This is a genomic window from Pyxidicoccus sp. MSG2 (genome assembly GCF_026626705.1).
Lineage (GTDB): Bacteria > Myxococcota > Myxococcia > Myxococcales > Myxococcaceae > Myxococcus.
Genome location: NZ_JAPNKC010000001.1, coordinates 6,529,422 through 6,551,042 on the forward strand (window position 1 = coordinate 6,529,422; position 21,621 = coordinate 6,551,042).

19 protein-coding genes are annotated in these 21,621 nt (G+C 71.2%); 9 read left to right on the forward strand and 10 right to left on the reverse strand.

Annotated elements, in window-relative coordinates; all coding sequences use genetic code 11:
* Window positions 1–214: 214 nt before the first annotated feature.
* Window positions 215–1,078, forward strand: a complete 864-nt coding sequence (locus OV427_RS25695) for a deoxyribonuclease I (protein ID WP_267858807.1) — start codon at window positions 215–217, stop codon at window positions 1,076–1,078.
* Window positions 1,075–2,979 (forward strand): carboxypeptidase regulatory-like domain-containing protein, encoded by a 1,905-nt coding sequence (locus tag OV427_RS25700; protein ID WP_267858808.1) that lies wholly within the window; start codon window positions 1,075–1,077, stop codon window positions 2,977–2,979. Before OV427_RS25695 ends, OV427_RS25700 begins: the two co-directional genes overlap by 4 nt.
* Window positions 2,980–3,020: 41 nt before the next feature.
* Here OV427_RS25700 and OV427_RS25705 read toward each other — a convergent pair whose 3' ends face one another.
* Window positions 3,021–3,626, reverse strand: a complete 606-nt coding sequence (locus OV427_RS25705; RefSeq protein WP_267858809.1) for a MarR family winged helix-turn-helix transcriptional regulator — start codon at window positions 3,624–3,626, stop codon at window positions 3,021–3,023.
* 296 nt (window positions 3,627–3,922) lie between these two features.
* On the opposite strand from OV427_RS25705, the gene OV427_RS25710 reads away from it, so the two are divergent.
* A complete protein-coding gene (locus OV427_RS25710) occupies window positions 3,923–4,678 on the forward strand; it encodes a peptidoglycan-binding protein (protein ID WP_267858810.1) in 756 nt (251 codons plus the stop codon).
* A 26-nt stretch (window positions 4,679–4,704) separates the two neighbouring features.
* On the opposite strand, the gene OV427_RS25715 is transcribed toward OV427_RS25710, so the two are convergent.
* From OV427_RS25715 to OV427_RS25730, 4 genes are all read right to left on the reverse strand, one after another.
* A complete protein-coding gene (locus tag OV427_RS25715) occupies window positions 4,705–5,337 on the reverse strand; it encodes an EcsC family protein (RefSeq protein ID WP_267858811.1) in 633 nt (210 codons plus the stop codon).
* Window positions 5,338–5,366: 29 nt separating this feature from the next.
* Window positions 5,367–5,810: a hypothetical protein gene (locus OV427_RS25720; RefSeq protein ID WP_267863475.1), complete on the reverse strand. Its 444-nt coding sequence runs from the start codon at window positions 5,808–5,810 to the stop codon at window positions 5,367–5,369.
* Window positions 5,811–5,899: 89 nt separating this feature from the next.
* Complete coding sequence (gene panD / locus OV427_RS25725; RefSeq protein ID WP_163999460.1) at window positions 5,900–6,292, reverse strand: aspartate 1-decarboxylase; 393 nt, start codon at window positions 6,290–6,292, stop codon at window positions 5,900–5,902.
* Between the two features lie 106 nt (window positions 6,293–6,398).
* Window positions 6,399–7,241, reverse strand: a complete 843-nt coding sequence (locus OV427_RS25730; protein ID WP_267858812.1) for an LEA type 2 family protein — start codon at window positions 7,239–7,241, stop codon at window positions 6,399–6,401.
* Window positions 7,242–7,357: 116 nt separating this feature from the next.
* Here OV427_RS25730 and OV427_RS25735 point away from each other — a divergent pair, with 116 nt between their 5' ends.
* The 5 genes from OV427_RS25735 (at window position 7,358) to OV427_RS25755 (ending at window position 12,583) form a co-directional block, all read left to right on the forward strand.
* A complete protein-coding gene (locus tag OV427_RS25735) occupies window positions 7,358–8,884 on the forward strand; it encodes an alpha/beta hydrolase (RefSeq protein ID WP_267863476.1) in 1,527 nt (508 codons plus the stop codon).
* Between the two features lies 1 nt (window position 8,885).
* Window positions 8,886–9,620, forward strand: a complete 735-nt coding sequence (locus tag OV427_RS25740) for an ATP-binding cassette domain-containing protein (protein ID WP_267858813.1) — start codon at window positions 8,886–8,888, stop codon at window positions 9,618–9,620.
* Entirely contained in the window at window positions 9,617–10,789 is a 1,173-nt protein-coding gene (locus tag OV427_RS25745) for an ABC transporter permease (protein WP_267858814.1), read from the forward strand. Before OV427_RS25740 ends, OV427_RS25745 begins: the two co-directional genes overlap by 4 nt.
* A gap of 106 nt (window positions 10,790–10,895) precedes the next feature.
* Window positions 10,896–11,429, forward strand: coding sequence for a DUF2378 family protein (locus OV427_RS25750; RefSeq protein WP_267863477.1), 534 nt, complete (start codon window positions 10,896–10,898; stop codon window positions 11,427–11,429).
* Between the two features lie 86 nt (window positions 11,430–11,515).
* A complete protein-coding gene (locus OV427_RS25755; RefSeq protein ID WP_267858815.1) occupies window positions 11,516–12,583 on the forward strand; it encodes a DUF2804 domain-containing protein in 1,068 nt (355 codons plus the stop codon).
* 10 nt (window positions 12,584–12,593) lie between these two features.
* Here the strand turns inward: OV427_RS25755 and OV427_RS25760 are convergent, their stop codons facing one another.
* The 5 genes from OV427_RS25760 to OV427_RS25780 all read right to left on the reverse strand — a co-directional run bounded on the left by OV427_RS25760 (window position 12,594) and on the right by OV427_RS25780 (window position 19,218).
* The gene (locus OV427_RS25760) at window positions 12,594–12,977 is read right to left on the reverse strand and encodes a hypothetical protein (protein WP_267858816.1); all 384 of its coding nucleotides are present in this window, start codon (window positions 12,975–12,977) and stop codon (window positions 12,594–12,596) included.
* 129 nt (window positions 12,978–13,106) lie between these two features.
* Complete coding sequence (locus OV427_RS25765) at window positions 13,107–14,534, reverse strand: hypothetical protein (RefSeq protein ID WP_267858817.1); 1,428 nt, start codon at window positions 14,532–14,534, stop codon at window positions 13,107–13,109.
* Window positions 14,535–14,703: 169 nt separating this feature from the next.
* Window positions 14,704–16,068, reverse strand: coding sequence for a DUF6986 family protein (locus OV427_RS25770; protein WP_267858818.1), 1,365 nt, complete (start codon window positions 16,066–16,068; stop codon window positions 14,704–14,706).
* Window positions 16,065–18,617: a M1 family metallopeptidase gene (locus OV427_RS25775; protein WP_267858819.1), complete on the reverse strand. Its 2,553-nt coding sequence runs from the start codon at window positions 18,615–18,617 to the stop codon at window positions 16,065–16,067. The genes OV427_RS25770 and OV427_RS25775 overlap by 4 nt, the downstream gene beginning before the upstream one ends.
* A gap of 64 nt (window positions 18,618–18,681) precedes the next feature.
* Window positions 18,682–19,218: a hypothetical protein gene (locus OV427_RS25780; RefSeq protein WP_267858820.1), complete on the reverse strand. Its 537-nt coding sequence runs from the start codon at window positions 19,216–19,218 to the stop codon at window positions 18,682–18,684.
* Between the two features lie 182 nt (window positions 19,219–19,400).
* Here OV427_RS25780 and OV427_RS25785 point away from each other — a divergent pair, with 182 nt between their 5' ends.
* Entirely contained in the window at window positions 19,401–21,437 is a 2,037-nt protein-coding gene (locus tag OV427_RS25785; RefSeq protein ID WP_267858821.1) for an MASE1 domain-containing protein, read from the forward strand.
* The last annotated feature ends 184 nt before the right edge of the window (window positions 21,438–21,621 follow it).

Below are 21,621 nucleotides of genomic sequence, written 5' to 3' on the forward strand. Positions count from 1 at the left end.
TCAAGTTGCATTTACGGGGCGGTCGACGCGCGGGCATCGGTCAGCCGACGACGTCCTGCGGCTCAGGGGTGGGTGTGTTTGGACCTTGGATGTTTCTTATGTTTCGAGAACGCTTGTTGCCCCTAACACCTCGACTCCACTAGGACTCACCTCGCGCGTGGTGCTCCGCGCGTGCGGCCGTCCCCCGCGGCCGTCCCCCTTTCGAGGTGCCTGCATGAGACTGCCGTCCTTCCTGCTGCATGCGGTGGTGCTGGTCGCTGTCGCCGTTCCCTCGCTGGCGCAGGCGGCTTCCTACCTTCGGGTGGTGAGCTGGAACCTCCGTCACGAAGGCTGGGCCGCGGAGCAGACGTACACGGACGATGCGAAGCAGATCTGGAACCAGTTCGGCGCCAACAGCACGTCCAACAACGGCTGTGACCTGGTGTTCCTCCAGGAGGTGATGAACACCGACGTGATGCCGGCGCTGGCCCAGGCGCTCACGCAGGTGTCCGGCGTGTCGTGGACCTACGCGCAGACGCCGCTCATCGGCCGCTCGTCGTACAAGGAAATCTACGCGGTGCTGTACCGGACGGACACGGTGTCGCTGCTGTCGTCCACGGTGTACAGCGACTCAGGCGACAAGTTCGAGCGCGAGCCGCAAATCGTGAAGGTGCGGCACACGCCCACGGGCGCGGACTACACCTTCATCAACTGGCACGCCATCTGGGGCACCGCCGCCGAGCGCGACGTGGAGGTGCGCAACATCGACACCGTGTTCAAGTCGGTGCAGGACGGCAGCACGAGCGACCAGGACGTCATCCTCGTGGGTGACCACAACATGGCCTGCACCGGCGCCTCGTGGTCCGAACTGGCGGCGCTGTCTCCGGCGGTGTCCTGCAAGCTCGACGTGGCGACGACGCTCAACACCAGTGGTGGCTTCGCGAATGCGTATGACCACTTCTGGATGCAGAGCACGTACGTGACGGAGTTCTCCACCTCGGGCCGGGACTACATCGCCAGCACCACGGACTACGTCACCCGGCTGTCGGACCACGCTCCCGTCTACCTGTCCCTGTACTCCAGCAGCGACACGGATTGAGCCGCACGCTACACAAGGCAGGGTGGGGCCTGGCCGCCGCGCTGGTGGTGGCCGGGCTCGTGCTGTGGTGGGTGTGGCCCCGGGCTCCGGAGGCGGCGTCCGTGCACGCGCGTTCCGCCGCCGTCGCGGAGGCCGTGGCGCCAACGCCTGTCGTCCCCGAGGTGCCCACGCGCGCGGAGCCGGAGGGCCCGAGACTGCGCGCGGTGCTGGAGGGTGAGCATCCGTTCATCGGAGAGGCGCGCGTGGGCGCGGCGTTCATCTCCGAGGAGGACCGGCGCACGTGGGAAGCGGCGAAGCGCGAGGGGGATGAGGGAGCGGGGCCGGAGCGACTGGAGGACCTGGCGAACGTGGCCGAGTGGCGTCCGGCGGTGGTGACGCCGTCTGCCTCGGGCGGGACGCTGGGGCCGGAGCCGGTGCCGGTGGCGAGCCGCTACCGGGTGCTCGCCTGGGAGCCGGATGGGACGTTCTGGTGGGGTGACGTGGTGCCGGAGTCCGTGGCGGGCCTCGTGGACGTGGGCGTGCTGCGCGCGCGAAGGCCCACCGGAGTCCGCGTGCGGCTGGCCGGAGCGCGGCCGGAGCAGGGTCCGTTCTCCGTGAGGCTGGAGCGCGTGGTGGACGCGGACCCGCGCGCCGCCGAGCGCGCGAGTGAAGTCCTCCCGGTGGTGGCGCACGCGGCTCCCGTCGTGGCGGCGGCGCTGCGGGACGGCACGCCCGTGCCGCTTCAGGCAGGAGCGCAGGCTGGCGCGATGGCGAGGAGCGAGGGCTCGTCCGTGCCGCTTCAGGAGGGACCGCACGCCGCTCCGGCTGGCGCAGCGGCGCTGAGCGAAGGCGCATTCGTGCCGCTTCAGGAGGGCGCTCGCGCGGCTCCATCTGGCGCGACGGCCCGGAGCGAGGGCGCATTCGTTCCGCTGACCTCGGAGACTGGGGAGACGCAGTTGCTGCCATTGCCGCCAGACCCCGCCGTGCGGCTGTGGCTGCGCGGCGCCTCGGGACGCGAAGGCGGACTCGTGGAGGTTCCGCTGCGCGAGGGGCGCGTGGAGACGGTGGTGCTCGACGTGGACGCGCTCTTCCCGGGCGGCGTGGGCGGCACGGTGACGCTGCGAGGGCGGGTGTTGCTGGAGGGCTCGGCCCGGCCACCGCCCGGCGCGCGGCTGTTGGGGCCGGAGGGCGAGTCCGTGGCGCTGGAGCCGGATGGACGCTTCACCGCGCCGGGGCTGCCGTCGTGGCGGGCCTCGCGCTTCACCGTGCAGGTGGAGGCGCTGCCCTCCGGCCGCCCGGTGTCGCCGGCGCAGCATGAATTCGAGTTCACCCCCGAGCCCGGCGCGTCCGACGCGGAGGTGACGTGGCGCATGCCGGTCTACCGGTGGCTGGTGCTGCGCATGGAGGGCTTCACCCGGGCCCAACTCCAGTCGCGGGCGCGGAGGCCCTACCCGGTGTTCCTCCTGCAGCGGCGTGACGGAGACGGGTCGTGGCTCACGCACCCCGCCGACGTCTTCCATGACGAAGCGGACGGCGTGGCCGTGTCGCTGCTCCAGCCCGGGACGTACCGCGTGCTGGCCGCGGCCTCGCCGTACGAGGTCCATGCCAGCACCTCCGCGGAGCTGGGCGGAAACGCCACGGAGCGCACCGTCTCCGTGCGGGTGGACGAGGGCGGCGTGCCCTGCGAGGTGCGCGTCACGGTGGCGGGGGCGCCGGTGTACGGGGCGCTCGTCACCAGCGCCAGCACCCTGGGCTCACTGCCTCCCGCGCGGGGCCGCACGGACGCGGAGGGACGCTGGCGGCTGGGCCGCGTGCGCGCCGACTCGCTCCACCTGGAGGTGGAGGCGGACGGTCATCCTCCGTGGGCGGGCGAGGCCGCCGCGGCCTGTGAGGCGTCGGGCGTGGTGGAAGTCCGGCTGTGATGCAACTGGGAGCCCGGGCCCATCCCCGGGCTCCCAGCGCATCAGGCCGCGTTGGCGGTGATGGAGGGAGGCTCGGCGCGAGTGAGCATGGGACGCGGCGCACGCGGCTCTGGCGGCACCACGACGGCGACCGGCTCGGTGGCTTCCGACTCGGTCTCCTCGGCGGCGGCGGCCTGCTCCTCGGCGCGGTTCCAGCAGCCCATCGCTTCCACCCAGCCCTCCAACATGTCCATCAGCGCGCTGCGCTGCTCTCCCCCGAGAGGCATCAGCAGCTTCGCCATGCGCTCCTGGACCACGGAGTCCGCCTGTTCCGCCAGGGCGCGGCCCTGCTCGGTGAGGCGCACGCGCACGCGGCGCCGGTCATGCCGCACGGAGCGCTCGCGCTGGACGAGCTTCGCGTCCTCCAGCCGGTCCAGCAGCCGGCTGAGGCGGGGAAGGGCGATGCCACCCAGGCGGTCGGCGAGGACGTTGACGGGCAGGAGGCTCTCGGCTTTCAGCCACCAGATGGCCTGGACCTCCATGGGGTCCAGCTCGGTATGCGGTAGCGAGCCCAGTGGGCTGCTCAGCGCGCCGCAGCGCGCTACGTCGATGATGAGATTCCGCAACCTTGCGACCTGCACCCGCACTTCCATCGAGAGCTCGGACATCTGCACGCCTCCGTTGCGGGGGCCGCGGCTTCTCCGGCCGAAAAGTCCGCCCTGCCACCTGGCTTCGATGGGGCTTCCGCCCCGGCTGGGAAAAACAACGTCCGGCGCCGGAGGGCATATCGGACCCCTCTGAATTCATCCGGACTCACGCGGGGATCAGCCCTTCGACGCCGGCCGGGCAGGTCCATCCCGGAGGGTAGGCGTGGGTTCAGGACCGGGCACGCGCCGCGCCTTTTCGGCCAGGAGTCCCGTGGTGGCGGCGTCCCCACCATGGAGGGACGGGGGGGCGGCACACCATGGCTCGCGGGTTGGCCCTGGGGGACTCGGGGCCCGAGGTGCGGCGGCTGCAGGAGTTGCTCACCCAGCGGGGCTACCCGCTGGCCGTGGACGGCGACTTCGGCGAGGTCACGCGCGCGGCGGTCGTCACCTACCAGGCGCAGAACCTGGACTCCAACGGCGAGCCGCTGGTGGTGGATGGCCAGGCGGGGCCGGACACCTGGTGGAGCCTCACGCACCTGCGGCCCTTCCTCCTGCATCCTCCCGCCATCGACTTCACCGTCATGCCGCTGCCCGAACTGGGCGGCAGCGCGCGTGGAAGGCATGCGCTGGAAGCCGCCCTGGGCGAGCTGAAGGCGGGCGCGGGCGAGGAGGGCGGACCCGGCGCGGGGCCGTGGATTCGCAAGTACCTGCACGACCTGGCGCCCGAGGGCAGCCCGTGGTGCGCCGGCTTCGTGAGCTGGTGCTTCTGGCAGGACCCGGGCGGTCCGCCCTTTCCCTATACCGTCAGCGCGCGGAAGCTCTTCGGCGAGCTGGGCCAGCGCGGCTGGGCCCACCTGTCAGGAGAGCCCTACACGCCCCAGCCGGGGGACCTCGTCGTCTGGGCCCGTGTGGACGCGGACGGCCGCGAGGACCACGTCGGGCTGGTGCACCACGTGGCGTATGGCGTGCTCTACACGGTGGAGGGCAGCAACGGCCCGCGCGTGCAGGGCTTCACCTACGTGCTCAACCGCATGGACCGGCTCCTGGGCTACGCGCAGGTGCCCGGGCCGTGAAGGCGTAAAGCGCCTGGAGCCGCGCGTCAGCTCCCGGTGGCCTTCTGCCGGTGGGCCTTCGCCTTGGCGTGCGCCTTGTCGAAGCCCTCGTAGAAGCGCACGGCCTGCTCGCCCACCATCTGGATGTGCTGGTTGTTGAAGTAGGCCGTAATCGGCGCGGCCACCAGCGGCATGGCCCGCCCCAGCGTGTGCATGCCGCCCTTCTCCAACATCATGGCGGCCAGCTTCCCCAACACCTTCGGCCCCGCGCGGGGCAGCGGGCCAATGCCGTTGGCGTAGCCGAAGAGGTCCAGCATCTCCCCGCGGGCGCGCTCCGTCTTGAGGTTCGCCTTGTAGAGGGTGGCCACGTCGGTGAGCAGGATGATTTGCAGGTACGCCATGAAGACCAGGTCCGCTGGCAGCGCCACCAGGCCGAAGACGCCACTCACCCCGCCCACCATGCCGGCGAGGTTCTTCTTCTCGTCGATGAGGCGCTGGGCCAGGTCCTTCGGCTGCGACTGGGGGTAGCGCTTCTCCAGTTCGGCCACGCGTACGCGGGCGCGCGCCACCTCCCCCATGACGATGTCCGACAGCTTCGCCGAGCCGAGCTTCTTCAGCTCGCTGGGCGTCAGCATCTTCATGAAGGCCAGTCGCTCGGCCACTCGGTCGTAGATGCCCATCCGTCATTCCTCCTTGTTCCGCCTGTCCTCTAATAACCCCGCTCGGACAGGTAGAGGTCCACCAGCGCGCCCTCTTCGTACCAGGCGTGCCGCATCTCCACGTTGAACCAGCGCGAGTCCGGCTTCGCCCCGCGCACCTCCAGCTTCACCTGGTTGGGCGACGTGTCGATGACGGCCGCGCGCGCCTTGCACGCGGCGCCCGGCTCCTCGCCATAGCCACCCTCCAGGCACACCTCGTCGCCCACGGACAGCCGACGGGTGTACTCGGTGGCGATGTACATGGCTTCGTCGCACGCGGAGCGCGCGCCGGAACTGCCATGCACCTGACAGCGGTCCTTGGGAGGGGCCTTCACGACGGGAATGACCCCGTAGATGGGGTCCTCGTCGTTGGGATTGGGGCGGAACGAGCCAATGGCCTTGCAACCCGAAAGCACCAGCGCCAGCGCGCCGGCCACCGTCCACATCCGCCTCATCGTTTCCATGCCTCCGGGGCCATCCGCCCCTCCTCTAAGGATGGACGGAGCATGGCAAAAGGCACCCGGTGGGGCAAAGCGGCCAGGCCTCAGGCGGAGCGGCGCTGGGGGCCCGGAATCTCTTCCTTGATGCCGGGGACGATGCGGTTCTTCCCGTCCACGAACACCACGGTGGGCTTCCAGCCGGCGAGCTCCGCCTCTTCCACCTCGGCGAAGGTGGCCAGAATCACCAGGTCGCCGGGCTGGTTGAGGTGCGCGGCCGCGCCGTTGATGCAGATGACGCCGCTGCCCGAGGGGCCCTCGAGCGCGTACGTCTCCAGGCGCGTGCCCCGGGTGACGTTCCAGACCGCCACCTTCTCGTAGGGGAGGATGTCGGCCGCGCGCAGCAGGTCCACGTCGATGGTGACGGAACCCTCGTAGTCCAGGTCAGCCTGGGTGACGGTCGCGCGGTGGATCTTGGCCTTGAAGAGAATGCGGCGCATGGCGGAAGTCCGGAAGCCCTGGGAAGGGGACGACCCACCGTAACGTCAAGGGCGCCCCGGGACAACCCTGGGGTTCAGTCCTCGTCGCCCGGGGTGCAGGCAGGCGTCATTTCACGAAGTTGAGGAGCTGGCTCAGGTTGAGCGGCACGGACTGGGAGTCCGAGGTGAGCTTTCCGTCCAGCTTCACCTGCGCGCTCCCACCCGAGCGCAGCGCCATGGCCGCCGAGGCCGCGCTCAAGAGATTGATGGTGAGCGGCAGCGTCACCTGCTTCGTGCCGCTGCCGTCCAGTAGGCCCAGGTTTCCTGTGGACAGGTTGCCCACATTCGCGCCGCCCACCTTGAGTGCGCCGGTAATCCCGGCCACCGGCAGGGGGAAGCTGTTGCGGTTCTTGATTTCGAGGGGGAACTCCACCGTGGCGGTGGTGCCGCTGATGCCCTTGATGCGGGGCGCCTGGAAGGAGACCTGCGGAATCTTGGGCACCTCGAAGGCGCCCTCCTTCGACAGCGGGAAGTTGAGCACGCCGATGGGCGTCTTGATGCCCACGCTGCCCTCGGCCTTGTACGCGGCCTTGTCCTTGTTGAGGAACGTCTCCACCACCGGGACGATGTCCGCGAACTTCACGTTGGCGGGGAACACCAATTCGCTCTTGCCGTTCTTCTTGAGCGACAGCCCCTTCTTCGGCTTGCCGGCGACCACCTGCTTGCCCTCGACGAAGAAGGAGTAGTCCACCGAGGCCAGGTCCAGCCCGAAGCTGTTGGGGTTGTTCACCTCGTACACGAGGTCCACGGTGGCGTCGGACAGGGACGCGCTGGAGAGGCGGGCCGTCTTGAAGGTGAGGGTGGGCTTCTTGAAGGCCCCCTTCAGGAGGTTCTGGAGGGCGGCACAGCCCGTCAGCGTGGTGAAGGACAGGACTGCCAGGACGAGGAGGGCGCGTTTCATCTTGGGCATGGGCGTATCACCGGACGCGGTTTTCTATCGCGGATTCAATGCCACCGTCCGGGCATGGTCGATGGGTGTACCGCGTTGCGGGCCGGATGGTATGTGGCAGGTCTCCCCGCATCATGATGGAGGCACCCTTGCCCGGGGTCCGGACACACATCCCCTCCTTTGCTCCGCCCCGGCTCCGTGCCCTGCGCTGGCTGGCCCTGGGGCTCGCGGCGCTGGCGCTGGCGGGTTGCTCTCGGGGCGGGCCCTCCGGCGCCGAGGGCCGGAAGGTGGCGCTCAGCCCCTGCCGGCTGGAGGGAGTGGCCAGCCAGGCGCTGTGCGGCACGTACGAGGTGTTCGAGGACCGCGCGGCGAAGGCGGGCCGGAAGATTGCCCTGCGCGTGGTGGTGGTGCCGGCGCTGGCGGCCCAGTCGGAGCCGGACCCGCTGGTGCTACTGGCGGGAGGCCCGGGACAGGCGGCGTCGCGCGTGCCTCAAGTCCTGCTCGCGCTGGAGCGCATCCGCCGCAAGCGCGACATCGTCCTGGTGGACCAGCGCGGCACCGGGGGTTCGAATCCGCTGGAGTGTGAGCCGCACCCGCTGGAGGAGGGGCTGGCGGCGCGCTTCGACGACAGCGGCGCGGCGGAGAAGCTGCGCAAGTGCCGCGAGGGCTGGGCCGCGGACGTGCGCCACTACACCACGCCCAACGCGATGGATGATCTGGACGAGGTGCGCGCCGCGCTCGGCTACGACAAAATCAATCTCTGGGGCGTGTCCTACGGCACGCGCGCGGCGCTGGTGTACATGCGCCAGCACCCGGACCGGGTGCGCACCGCGATTCTGGACGGCGTGGCGCCCATGAGCCTGTACCTGCCGCTGAACGCGCCGCGCGACGGGCAGCACGCGCTGGATGCGCTGCTGGCCCACTGCGCGAAGGACGCGGCCTGTGCGAAGGCGTACCCGGACCTGCGGCCGCGCACGGAAGGACTGCTGGCGAAGCTGGCGGCGGAGCCCGCGCGCGTCCACGTGCCGCACCCGCTCACCGGCGTGCCGGAGGAGTTCACCCTGTCGCGCAGGGCCTTCCTGTCCGAGCTGTTCAGCCAGCTCTACAGCCCGGAGATGGCGTCGCTGGTGCCGCTGACGCTCGACAGGGTGGCGCGCGGCGAGTGGGCCCCCTTCGTGGCGCTGAGCGTGGGCCAGTCCGAGGGCGCGGGCCACACCGTGAGCCATGGCCTCTACTACGCCGTCGTCTGCGCGGAGGACGCGCCCTTCTACGACGCGGCGGCGGTGGAGCGCGAGGCGAAGGGGACGTGGTTCGGCCCGGACATGGGGCTCGAGACGCTGGCCATCTGCGCGGACTGGCCGAAGGCCGCGCTGCCTGCGGGCTACCGCGAGCCGGTGGTGTCGGACGTGCCCACGCTGCTCTTGTCGGGAGAGCTGGACCCGGTGACGCCGCCCGCGTGGGCCGAGGACGCGAAGCGCACGCTCAGCCACAGCCTGCACGTGGTGGTGCCCGGCGTGGGCCACAACACGGTGGGCGCGGACTGCGCGCGCACGCTGATGAACGACTTGCTCACGCGCGGGAGCGTGGAGGGGCTGACGCCTTCGTGCGGCACGAGCCTGACCCGGCCTCCCTTCTTCACCTCCTTCGCCGGCCCGGTGCCTTGAGATGATTGAAGCCAGGAACCTGCACAAGCGCTTCGGCGCGGTGACGGCAGTGGAGGACGTGTCCTTCACCGCGCGGGACGGCGTGATTACGGGCCTGCTGGGTCCCAACGGCGCGGGCAAGACGACGACGCTGCGCATGCTCTACACGCTGGTGCGTCCGGACGGGGGCACCGCGCTGGTGGACGGCGTGGACGTGGTGCAGCGGCCCGAGGACGCGCGCCGCGCCCTGGGCGTGCTGCCGGACACGCGCGGCCTCTACCCGCGCCTCACCGCCCGCGAGCACGCGCGCTACTTCGGCGAGCTGCATGGCCTGTCCGGCGCGGCGCTCGACACGCGCGTGGACGAGCTCATCGAGTTGCTGGACATGAAGGACATCGCGGACCGGCGCACCGAGGGCTTCAGCCAGGGCCAGCGGGTGAAGGTGGCGCTGGCGCGCGCGCTGGTGCACGGGCCTCACAACGTGCTGCTGGACGAGCCCACCAACGGCCTGGACGTGATGAGCACCCGCGCGGTGCGCACGCTGCTGCGGCAGTTGAAGGCGGAGGGACGGTGCGTGGTGTTCTCCAGCCATGTCATGCAGGAGGTGGCCGCGCTGTGTGACCGCATCGTCGTGGTGGCGCACGGGCGCGTGGTGGCGGACGGGACGCCGGACGAGCTGCGGGCCCGTACCGGCAAGGACAGCCTGGAGGAGGCCTTCGTGGCCACCATCGGCAGCGAGCAGGGGCTGATGCAATGAGGCACCTGGTCGGCACCGTCTTCCGCAAGGAATTGAAGGACCACCTGCGCGACCGGCGCTCGGTGCTCACCGCGGTGATGTTCCCGCTGCTGGGCCCCGTCGTCTTCCTGGTGATGTTCAACCTGCTGGCCTCCTGGTACCGGCAGGACCGGCCGCTGGAGTTGCCGGTGGTGGGGCGCTCGCATGCCCCCAGCCTGATGGCCTTCCTGGAGCGCTACGGGGCGACGCTGACGGAGGCGCCCGCGGACTACGAGGCGCGCATCCGCGCGGGCACGCTGGACGCGGTGCTCATCGTCCCGGAGGACTACGGCAAGGAGTTCTCCGCCGGGCGCACCGCCGAGGTGCAGCTCGTCGTGGACAGCTCGCGCCAGTCCGCGCGCCACTCCATCCTGCGCGCGCGCCGGCTCCTGGAGGCGTACGCGGGGCTGCTGGGCAACCAGCGCCTCTATGCGCGCGGCATCGCCCCGGAGCTGGCCATCCCCGTGCGCGTGGAGGAGCTCGACTTGTCCACGCCCGAGCGCACCGCGGCGGGCGTGCTCAACATGGTGCCCCTCTTCCTGGTGCTGGCCGCCTTCGCGGGCGGCATGCAGGTGGCCAGTGACACCATGGCCGGCGAGCGCGAGCGCGGCTCGCTGGAGCCGCTCCTGCTCAACCCCGCTCCGCGCGGCGCGGTGGTGGCGGGCAAGTGGATGGCCACCGTCGCCATGGCGGCCGGCGCGGTGCTGCTGACGCTGGTGGGCTACCTGCTGGTGGTGCGGCGCGTGCCGCTGGAGGATTTGGGCGTGAAGGCCCGCTTCGACGCGCCCGCCGCCCTGGGCATGGCCGCGGCGGTGCTGCCGCTGACGCTGGCCGCGTCGTCCGTGCAGATGTGGGTGTCCACGTATGCACGCTCCTTCAAGGAGGCGCAGACGTACCTGTCGCTCCTCATGGTGGTGCCCATGCTGCCGGGCATGGTGCTGGCGCTGTCGCCGCTCCAGACGAAGCCGTGGATGTTCGCCGTGCCGGTGCTCGGGCAGGAATTGCTCGCGGGCGAGGTGATGCGCGGCGAAACGCTGGGCCCGCTGCCCTTCCTCATCGCCGCGGCCTCCAGCCTCGCGGTGGCGGCGCTGGCCCTGCGCATCACCTCCCGCCTGCTGACCCAGGAGCGCATCATCTTCGGCCGAGGCTGAGGGTCGGTACGCACCCGAGGGGCTCGGCGCGCACCCCCGGGCTCGGCCGTCCGCCTGCTCTCGCATGCTTCCGTTTCCTTTCGGACGGTGTGAGGCTGGCGTGCAGATGCCCTCCGAGCCGATGACCCGCGCGATGGTGTTCGAGTGCCTCTTCATCAAGGGGCTGAATGCGGACGGCGCGCTCGCGAACCTGCTGCGAGCCGAGGGCGTGGAGCTGCGGTCCCTGAAGGCGGAGTACCCCATCCAGGTGCTCAACCGGTGCGTGGACGCCACCTGTGCGCACCTGTATCCGGACCTGGAGATTGAAGACGCGCGGCTGCGACTGGGCCGCGGCTTCGTGCAGGGCTTCGTCCAGACGCTGCTGGGCCGGGCGGTGGCGGTGGGCCTGCCCATGCTGGGCCCGGTGCGCTACCTCAAGCGCTTCCCGGACTACGTGTTGATGGACGACTCTCCGCTGCGGGTGACGCTGGTGCAGCTGGGGGAGCGTACCTTCCGCATGGAGTTCCGGAACGAGTTCCACGTGTTGTCGGGCTTCATGTCGGGCGTCCTGTTGGAATGGCTGAAGCTGGCGCGCGTCGAGGCGACCATCACCACCGAGCGTCACTCGCCCATGAGTTTCGATCTTCACATCGCGTGGTAGCCCCGCGGGGCGGCAATGTCGGCGGGTGGCCCTTGGTGGGCGACTCCGGGTGACAACCGCGCGCGGTTGTCCTCCAATGGGGGGAGATGACGCCCGAGCGAGAAGCCTCCCTTCCCCCCGCACCGGCCTCCGTGGCCTCGGCGCGGGGTGAGCCCCGATTTGGCACGTACCAGGGCGAGCTGCCCGAGGTGGACCTCCCCAAGCTGCAGGGGCAGTGGTCCCCGACGCGCACCACGCGCCTGCTCAAGCGCAAGCGCTGGCACTACACCTTCGCGGCCACGCAGGAAGTCGCGGCCCTCTTCGCGGTGGTGGACCTGGGCTACACGGCCAGCGCGTTCGCGGTGGCGCTGGACCTCAAGGAGCGCCGGCCGCTGTGTGACGTGAGCTTCCTGGGCGCGCCCGGGCCCATGGTGGAGCTGGGCGACAAGCCCGGGGCGGGGCTCAACGCCCGCTTCCGGACGCTGGGCGGCCGGCTGTCGGTGAAGCGCGGCGAGGAGGACGAGCGCTACCACGTGGAGGTGGACGTCAGCCGGCTTCGCACGGGCAGCCTCCAGTCCTTCCAGTGGGCGGGGGATTTGCTGGTGGCCGGCGGCCCGCCCGCGCTGACGGTGATTGCACCGGTGGAGGGGGACGGGCTCGTCAACGTCACGATGAAGCGCAACGGCCTGTTGTCCTTCGGCAGCCTGGAGGCGGGCGGCAAGCGCTTCCGGCTCGACGGCGGCGTGGGCGGCATGGACTACACGCAGGGCTACCTGGCGCGGCACACGGCCTGGCGCTGGGCCTTCGCCGCCGGGCGGCTGGCGGATGGGATGCCGGTGGGCATCAACCTCGTGGAGGGCTTCAACGAGAGCAACGTCGAGGCGAACGAGAATGCGCTGTGGCTCGGAGACAGGCTGTACCCGCTGGCGCGGGCGCGCTTCGAGTACAACCCGAAGGAGCTGATGGAGCCGTGGCGGCTGACGACGGTGGATGGCGCGGTGGACCTGCGCTTCCAGCCGTTCCACGTGCACCGCGAGGAGCGGAACTTGCGCCTCGTGGTGAGTCACTTCGCGCAGCCGGTGGGCTTCTTCCAGGGCACGGTGAAGCTGGGCGGACGCACGCTGGAGCTGAACAACGTGCCCGGCGTCACCGAGGACCAGGACATGCTGTGGTGACGGGGTGGCCTCAGGCCGGACTCATCCTTCGCCGGACTGGCCGCGAGAGGCCCAGCACCCCGGCGTAGATGGCGGCGTCCGCGAGCAGGGCCAGCACGAGGTGCATCACACCCTCGTACCGGTCCAGGCTCCGGTAGCCCCAGGCATGTTCCAACTCCGTCGCGAGCAGCAGGAGCGACATGCCCTCGAACAACGCGAAGCGCAGCCAGCAGCGCCACGGGGCATCGTCAAACAGCAGTGAGGAGAGCAGGGCAATCAGGGCCGCGGGGAAGACCATCATCAGCAGCCTGATGCCCCAGAAGTCCTCCTTGGTTCCCTCGTACATCCCGTAGAAGGCCCAGAAGGCCGCGAAGCCTCCGCCGCAGAGGCACGCCACGTCGAACAGAATGCCCAATCCGTGTCTCAACCACTTCTGCACGGCCACCCCCTGGAAAGAGGCGTGAACCTACCGGCGGGAGTTGGTTACGGCACGGAACAAGCCCACGGCTCATCGATAACTCCTGGTTATCAATGAGGACGGGTGTCAGGGCGATGTGTGGATGAGCTCGGAAGTGAGCTTCCCCTCGGGACGGACCTGCTCCAGCCACTCCAGTTGTCCCCGGGCGTTGGCTCTCGCCCTCGCCGTGCTGGCGCCGACGGTCAGCGTGAGCGCGCTGGCGGATGAGTCACGGCGCAGGGTGAGCTCCAGCGGTGCGGTGACGTCGTCGGCCGGACGGTACACGTCGAGCACCACCTCCGGCCTGTCTCCGGGCAACAGCCACCTGCTCACGGCGAGGCGGACGTCGTCGTCCGTGGCGAGCCCCCGGTTCGAAGTGAAATTGCCCTTCAGGACGCGCGCACCCTGGCGGCCCTCGTAGCGGTACGTGGTGCCGGGGACGGTGAGCGCCTCCGGGCCGGCGGGCTCGGCGCCGCGGGCATTGCGCGTTGCTGCCTCACGCTGCGCGGTAGGCGCCCCGGGAGCGGCGGGGTCGCCGCGGGCACTGCGCGTGGCGGCTTCGTGCTGCGCGGTAGGCGCCCCGGGAGCGGCGGGGGCGCCACCGGACGGGGGGCGGGTTGCCGGCTCCTTCTCGCGCCGCAAGGTCACCTGCATGGTCAGGGCGCCATCCTCCGCCCGCGCATGACGCAGCTCCGTCAGGTGGCCCCGCTCGTCGGTGAGCGTGGTGGTGGTGATGTCCTCCGCTCTCTGCGTGCCGTCCGCGCCTGGCAGCAGCAGGCTGGTGGTGGACTCGGTGCGCGTGCGGCCGGGCGCCTCGCTCCTCGACGTGCGCCACTCGAAGCCGGCGAGCTGACCGTCCAGCTTCAGCACGTGGAGCTCCTCGCCTTGCTCGGACGCACGCGGGTGGCCCGGCGCCTGGAGCGTGCGGGCCAGGTCCAGGGTGATGCGGCGGAACGTCCGCGCGTAGCCGGGCTCGTCGTGGGCGCACAGCAGCGGCAACTCGCGGCTCGTGCTGACCATCAGCTTCATCTGCCCCGGCGCGGTCGTTTCGTAGTCCACGCGGAAGAACAGGGCCGGTGCTCCCTCCACCACGGCGACCTCCGTGGGCTGCATGCGCCGCACCGTGACGCCCGGGCCTTCACTCACCGCCTTCGCCACCGCGAGCAGCGCGCCCGCGGCGTCGAGCGGCCGCTCATAGACGAAGCACGCCAGCGCGGCCCCGGTGCCCAGCGGAATGTCGATGCGCGTGGAGCCCTCATTGCGCGCCAGCGTGGGCGGCGCGCTGGCCTCCACCTCCGCGGTGAAGACGCGCTCGGGTGAGTCCACGCGGTGCTTCGGCAGTGGTGGCAGCTCACGCGCGAAGGCCCCCGTGGGCTCGGGTTCGCCCGGCGCGGTGGAACCCCCCGTGGTGGAGTTCCCCGCCTGCGTCCCAGGCTGTCCGGCTCCCGGCCGGGAGGTCCGTGATGGGCTGGCGCAGGCGGTGGCGAGGCACAGCAGGAGGACGAGTTGACGCATCGGTGGGCTCGGAGCTCGGAAAGGAGGGCCACGGGATGACGCCAGTCCGACCCCGCTCCCGGTCCGGCGGCGTCTCGAGGGCGTCCTGTTCGGAATTGTCGGGGGTTTTTGCGGCGACAAATCTCCCGACATTTCCGAACAGCACGCTCCCGGACCACTCCGGGCCCGCTCACCCTCCCGTGGCGCGGCCCCGGCGTGACTCGACGATGGCGCGGAAGGAGCGGCTGCGCAGCTCCTCCAGCGTGAGGCCCGCGGCGAGCACCTCATCCTGGTTGAGGGCGCCGCAGCTCAGCCCGCGCAGGAAGAAGTTGAGCAGTCCCTGCCCGGTGGCCGCGTCGTCGAACACGTCGCCCACCAGCGTGGCCTGCGCGGCCTTCTCCAGGAACGCCTTCAGCCTGCGCGAGGCGGCGTCCAGCCCCTCCAGGAAGAACGCGTACACCGCCGCATAGCGCACGGGCAGCTGCCCCGGATGCAAATCCCACCCCTGGTACCACGCGCGCTCCAGCGAGTGGCGGATGTGCCGGTACGACAGCTGCCACACCCGGTGCACCGCCTCCATGTTCTCCCGCCGCTGCGTGGGCAGCACCGACTCCTCGCCCTGCGCCTTGTGTGGGGGCACCGGCATGACGTGGGTGGCGCCGTCGGCCAGCATGACGCCGGTGCCGGCGAGCGACACCTGCACCACGTCCCGCAGGAAGTCACAGGTCGGGTGCAGCATGCTCTGCACGTGCGCGCTGACGCTGAGGGCCGCGGTGTAGTCGTACACGCCCAGGTGCACGCTGGTGCAGCGCCCCGCGGCCGCCGCCACCAGCCGGGGCAGGTGCAGCCGTCCCTCCACGTCGAACAGGGCCTGCGGCGTCTCCACCATCAGCTCCAGGCCCAGCGAGCCCGGCGTCAGCCCCTTCTCCGTCTCGAAGACCTCCAGCATTCGCGCGAGCGCCGCCACCTGCTCCGGCAGAGACACCTTGGGCAGCGTGACGACGAAGGACGGCGGCAGCTTCCCGCCCGTGCGCTCCATCAGGGTGGTGAGGAACAAATCCAGCGTGCGCGAGGAGCGCTCGAACAATTCCTCCGAGAAGGACTTCACCCGGATGCCGATGAACGGCGGCAGCGAGCCCTGCTCCAGGCCGAGCGCCAGCTCCTCGGCGGCGGAGATGGCGTGCCCGTCCTCCTCCGCGTCGGGGCGGTGGCCGTAGCCGTCCTCGAAGTCGATGCGCAGGTCCTCTACCGGCTCGCGCTCGAGCTTGTCCACCACGCGCCCGTAGACGCGCTGGGCGAAGCGGCCGCGCTGGGGCAGCCCCAGGCCGTGGGCCAGCTCGGCCGCGTCTGGCGCGTACTCCTTCAGCGCGGCGAGCGCGAGGTCCCCCAGCTTCCGCGCCGTGTTGGCGCGGAAGAGGTGGGCCCCGCCGTACACCACGTGTACAGGTTGCCGGCGCGGCGACTCGCCGGGGTACGTCCGCTCGAAGGCGGCGTTGGCCCGGCGCAGGGCCTCGCGGGCGGTGGAGAGGCTGGCGGGCGTCAGCGTCGTCTTCACGGCTGCTTCTTCAGCCAGGCGGACACCTCGGAAGCGCAGCGCTCACGCAGCGCCACGTCCTGGGACAGCCGCTCCAGTGTCTGCGCGGTGGCCTGCTGTGCCTCGGGGACGGGGTGGGCCTGGAGGAGCGCCTTCATCTGCTCCAGGTGCTCGCGCGTGCGCAGCATGCCCATGGCCTCGACGATGCGGCGCAGCAGCATGGGCGCGCTGCCCGTGCGGGCCGTCACGTCCTTCCACCGCTTCTGCATCTGCGCCCACCAGCCCTCGCGGCCGGTGCGGTTGCCCAGCAGGCCCGCGATGAAGCTGGCCACGTCCTGCGTCTTCACCGTGTCGGTGAAGAGCAGCCCCTGCGCGCGCTCGGCCAGGGCCTTGTCCTCGAAGCCGGCGAGCGCCATGAGGTAGCGGCGCTGCGTGGCCGGGTCCGGCTCCTTCGGCATCCGCTGGAGGAACGTCTCGAAGAGGGCCGTGTCCCCGGCGCGCGCCACCATGGCCACCGCCGCGTCCAGCAGGTTGGGCTCCAGCGCGTCCTTGTCGCCGTCCAGCATGCGGGCCACGCGCGGGCGGGCCTCCGCGAGCGCCTCGGGGCTGCGCGCCAGGCCGCCCATCGCGCGCACCAGCGCCGCGCGCCGCAGCTTCACCCGGTCCGACTCGCCCTTCGCCGCCTGCCAGCCCACGCGCTTGAGCCCGGGGCCGAGCAGCCGCTCCACCCACCTGCGGAAGCGCTCCTGCTCCTCGCCGTCCATCAGCCGGCCCTCCACGTACCCCAGCCGGCCCACCAGTTCGTCCAGGACGGAGTCGTCCTCCTCGTCGCCGAAGCGGCCGGCCAGGTCGAGCAGGTCGGCAATCGACGCCTGCCCGGAGCGCACCAGGGCCCACTGGTCCGCCAGCAGGGAGATGCGCTCGGAGGGCGCGAGCCCCTTCACGTTCGCCGCCAGCTTCTCCAGCGCGGGCTTGTCGTACGCCACGCGGTAGAAGCCGGTGGAGCCGGCGTTGGCGGTGAGCCACTTCACCTCGCCCGAGCCCTCCAGCTTCACCGCGGCCTGCGCGTCACGCAGCAGCACGCGCTGCTCGCGCACGCCCGTGCCGTCCTCGAAGCGCAGCACCATGGGCACCGGCCACTTCTCGCCGCTCTGCACGCCCGGCTCCGAGTAGAAGCGCCGCTGCGACAGGTGCAGGGTGCGCCCGTCCAGCTTCGCCGTCACGAGCGGGAAGCCGCTCTGGCCCACCCACGCGGTGGCCAGCTCCTCCACCGGCTGCTTCGCGGCCTCGCCCAGCGCGTTCCAGAGGTCTTCCTTCACCGCGTTGGCGCGCGCGTGCTTGCGCATGTACTGGCGGATGCCCTCGCGGAAGGGGCCCTCTCCGAGGAAGCCCTCAATCATCCGCAGCACCGCGCCGCCCTTCTCGTACGTAATCGCGTCGAAGCTCTCACCGGCCTCGCTCGCGTTGCGCACCTCGCCGTGGATGGGGTGCGTGGACTTGAGCGCGTCCAGGTGCAGCGCGCTGGCACGGTGCGCGTCGAAGTCCAGCCACATGCGCCACTCGGGGCGCCACTGGTCGACAATCTTGAAGGCCATCCACGTGGCGAAGGCCTCGTTCAGCCAGAGGTCGTCCCACCACACCATGGTGACCCAGTTGCCGAACCACTGGTGCGCCAGCTCGTGTGTCACCACCTCCGCCACGCGCTTCTGCACGGACAGCGGCGCGGTGGACGGGTCCAGGAGCAGCGCCACCTCGCGGTAGGTGATGAGGCCGGCGTTCTCCATGGCGCCCGCCTCGAAGTCCGGAATGCCCACCTGGTCCACCTTGGTGAAGGCATAGGGCAGGCCGAAGTAGTCCTGGAGCCGGGGCAGCACGTTGAGGGCCACGTCCTGGCCGAAGCGTGTCAGGTGCGCCTTCTCCGGCAGGGACCAGGTGCGCACCGGGACGCCCTGGACCTGTTCCGCGTCGGTGCCCACCAACGGGCCCACGACGAGGGCGATGAGGTAGCTGCTCAGCACCTCCGTCTCCTGGAACGTCACCTTGCGCAGGCCTGCGTCCTGCTCCTCCTTCACCACCGGGCTGTTGCCCAGCACGGTGAGCCCCTGCGGCACGCGCACGGAGAGGGCCCACTTCGCCTTGAAGGCCGGCTCGTCGAAGCAGGGGAAGAGGCGGCGCGCGTCGGCGGCCTCGAACTGCGTGGCCGCCACCTTGCCCGCCTGATAGAGGCCGCGCAGGCCTTCGGTGAAGCGGCCCGTCCACGCCACGTCCAGCGACGCGGCCCCGGCGGGCAGCGGCGTGTCGAAGCGCAGCACCACGGTCTCGCTCTGCGCCATCGGCTGGAGGGAGGACGGCTTGCGCTGCTCGCCGCCCGCGCGGAACGTCACCTCACCCAATTGCAGGGCAATGGCGTGGAGGATGATTTCCTTCGCCGGTTCGGCCAGCTCCAGCTCGATGGTCTGCTGTCCGGAGAAGGTCCGCGCGTCCAGGTCGAGCGTGACGGTGGCCACGTGGCGACGGGGACGGATGGTGTTCGGCAGGCGGAAGTTCTTGTCTTCGGTCGGATGCGCCATAGGGAAGTGGGAATGTAGCGTCCAGGCCGCTTCGTGCCTGGACTTAAGTGGCGGGTGTCAGCCGTCACACCCTTGAAGACCGGGGGCGGCGGCGGGAGGAAGAGGTATTCAGCCGTGGGACGAGTTGGTGGAAGAGGCTGGACTCACGCTTGAAGAAGCCCTCCGTGTGGAAGGAGTGGGGCAGCTCCAGGAGCAAGAAGTCCAGGTGATGACACAGCTCGTGGAGGAAGGTCCTCAGGTACGTGCGGAAGGCGACCACGCGCCCGTGCCTCGCCGTGCGCATCCACACCTGGATGCGGGGGCGGTGGCCCGGCGCCTGCGTGTAGAGGCCGTGCAGTTCGCCCGTCTCGGAAGAGGGCCGCACCTCCAGCACCTCCACCTTCGCGGCGGCCACGTCGAGTCGCTCGCACAGCGCGTCGCCCAGCCGGGCGGTGGCGTCTTCCAGGAGGGCGCGCTCACCCGAGGCCAGGGCCAGGCGCAGGGCCTCCACGTGGGGCGCCAGTGCGTGGGGCTCGCGCACCCGCAGCGCGGCGACGCCGTCGCTCATCCGGTAGACGCGCTGCTGGGCCGTGGAGAGGGTGTCGTAGTAGTCGAAAGTCACGAAGGTCGAACTCCAACGGCCTGAAACCAGGCACCCCCCGTACCGCGGGGCACCCGTGCCGCCCACCTGTCGGGTGGAGCAGGCGAGGGAGCGGGGTCGGACGTGCGCTCCCTCGCACCGCCGCCCTTCCTAGCACCCGGCCGGGCACACCCGTGCTGCTTACCTTCGCCTGGGGGTTGTTCATGGCACGTCGCGCCATGTTGCTCGCATTGTGCTTCGTGGCGCTGAAGTACCTCAGCCTGCGCTTCGTGTTCCCCCCCGTCATGAGCGCGGTGCTGTGGCTGCCCGCGGGGGTGAGCCTGGCCTTCCTGCTGCGCTCCCCCACGCGCATGTGGCCGGCCCTGCTGGCCGCCGTCTTCGTGGCGGAGGCGGGGACGGTGGTGCTGGAGGGAATCCCCGCGCCGGTGGCGGCCATCTGGGGGGTGGGCAACGTGCTGCGCACCCTGCTGGGCGCGGCGCTGCTGCGGCGCTTCGTCGGAGGACCGGTGCTCTTCCACCGGGTGCGCGACGTGGCCGGGGTGCTCGTCCTGGGAGGCCTGGTGGGCACGCTGCCCAGCGCCCTGCTGGGGGCGGTGGGCGCCGGGCTGTGGGTGGGCGCCGTGTCCTTCCGGGACGAGTTCCTGGCGTGGTGGCTGAGCGACCTGCTGGGCACCGTGCTGATGGCGCCGTTGCTGCTGACGTGGTGGCCCCTGGGCCGCGAGGTGCGGGACTCCCGGCGACTGGCGGAACTGGGCGCGCTGCTGGCGCTGGTGGCCGGCGTCACCATCCTCATCTTCCAGCGCTCCGGTGCGGCCCCGCTGGGGCTGCTCGCCACGCTGCCCTATGCGGCCTTTCCCCTCGTCATCGCCGCGGCGCTGCGCCACGGGTCCAGGGGGGCGTCCAGCGCCATCCTGGTGATGGGGACGCTGGCGGTGGCGTACACGAGCGGGGGCCGCGGCCCCTTCGGCGTGCTGCCCATGTCGGCGGCGGAGCGGATCCTCGCCGTGCAGGTCTTCGTGGCGGTGCTCAGCCTGACCGCGCTCACGCTGGCGGCGGTGGTGGCCGAGCGGCGCCGGGTGGAGGTGTTCCAGCGCGTGTTGGCCACCGCGGGCGCGGAGCTGGCGTCGTCGCCGGATTGGGGCGCCACGTTGCCGCGCGTGGTGCGGCTCATCGTCCCGGAGCTGTGCGCCGGGGCCGCCATCTGGATGGTGGACACGCAAGACATGGTGCGGCGGGTGGCGGCTTCGGGGTGGACGCCCGGGCGCGAGGCGGCGCTGCGCGGTCAGTTGCCTCCGCTGCCATGCGAGCCGCGCCGCTGGCGGGGGCACTCGGGCTCGGGGGTGCTGGTGCCGCTGCGGGTGCGCGGGGGGGTGGTGGGGGCGCTCGCGCTGGTGGCGGACGCCGAGGACCCCCCGCTGGGCCGGCGTGAAGCGCTGCTGGCGGAGGACCTGGCGCGCCGCTGCGCCATGGCGATGGAGAACGCGCGGCTGCTCGACGAGGCGCACGAGGCCATTGGCGCGCGGGACGACTTCATCTCCGTGGCGGCGCATGAGCTGCGCACGCCGCTGGCCACACTCACCCTGCGTGTGCAGAACCTGCTGTCCCAGCTGCGCCGCGCGGGCGAGCAGGAGGGGGTGCTGGAGCGGCTGGGCTTCATCTCCCGGCAGGTGGCGCGGCTGACGGGGCTGGTGGAGCGCGTGCTGGACGTGGGCCGCGTCAACGCCGGCACGCTGGAGCTGCGGCGCGAGCAGGTGGACCTCACCGCGCTGGTGGAGGCGTGTGTGGACCGCCTCGCGGACGAGGCCGTGCGCTCCGGTTGCGAGCTGCGGCTGCGGACGGAGGCTCCGCACGTGTCGGGATGGATGGACCGGGGCCGGGTGGAGCAGGCGCTCACGCACCTGCTGGGCAACGCCATCAAGTTCGGCATCGGCGCGCCGGTGGACGTGGAGCTGGTCCAGGTGGACGGCCGCGCCCGGCTGACGGTGACGGACCATGGCATCGGCATCCCTCCCGAGGCGCTGGAGCGCATCTTCGGACGCTTCGAGCGCGCGGTGTCCTCGCACCAGTACGGTGGACTGGGGCTGGGACTGTTCCTCACCCGGCAGATTGTCGAGGCCCACGGCGGCTCCATCCACGTGGAGAGCGAGGCCGGCGCGGGGGCCACCTTCGTGCTGGAGCTGCCCGTGCAGCCAAGCCAGTCGCTCCAGCGGGAGCCGGCGCGGCCCCAGCCCGGCGTGTGAGTCCGCGTGTGGGGACTCCGTGGCGCCGCCGCGGGCTTCGGCGGGGCCGGATGTTTCCACCATGGGTCGCCCCACAGTCCCGTGTGGGAAATCAATTCCACACAGGGGCGGCACCAGGGCCCCGGTGAGGTGTCCACGGGTGGACGTGCCAGCGGCCGTGCAGGCGCGGCACGCGGGTTGCTCT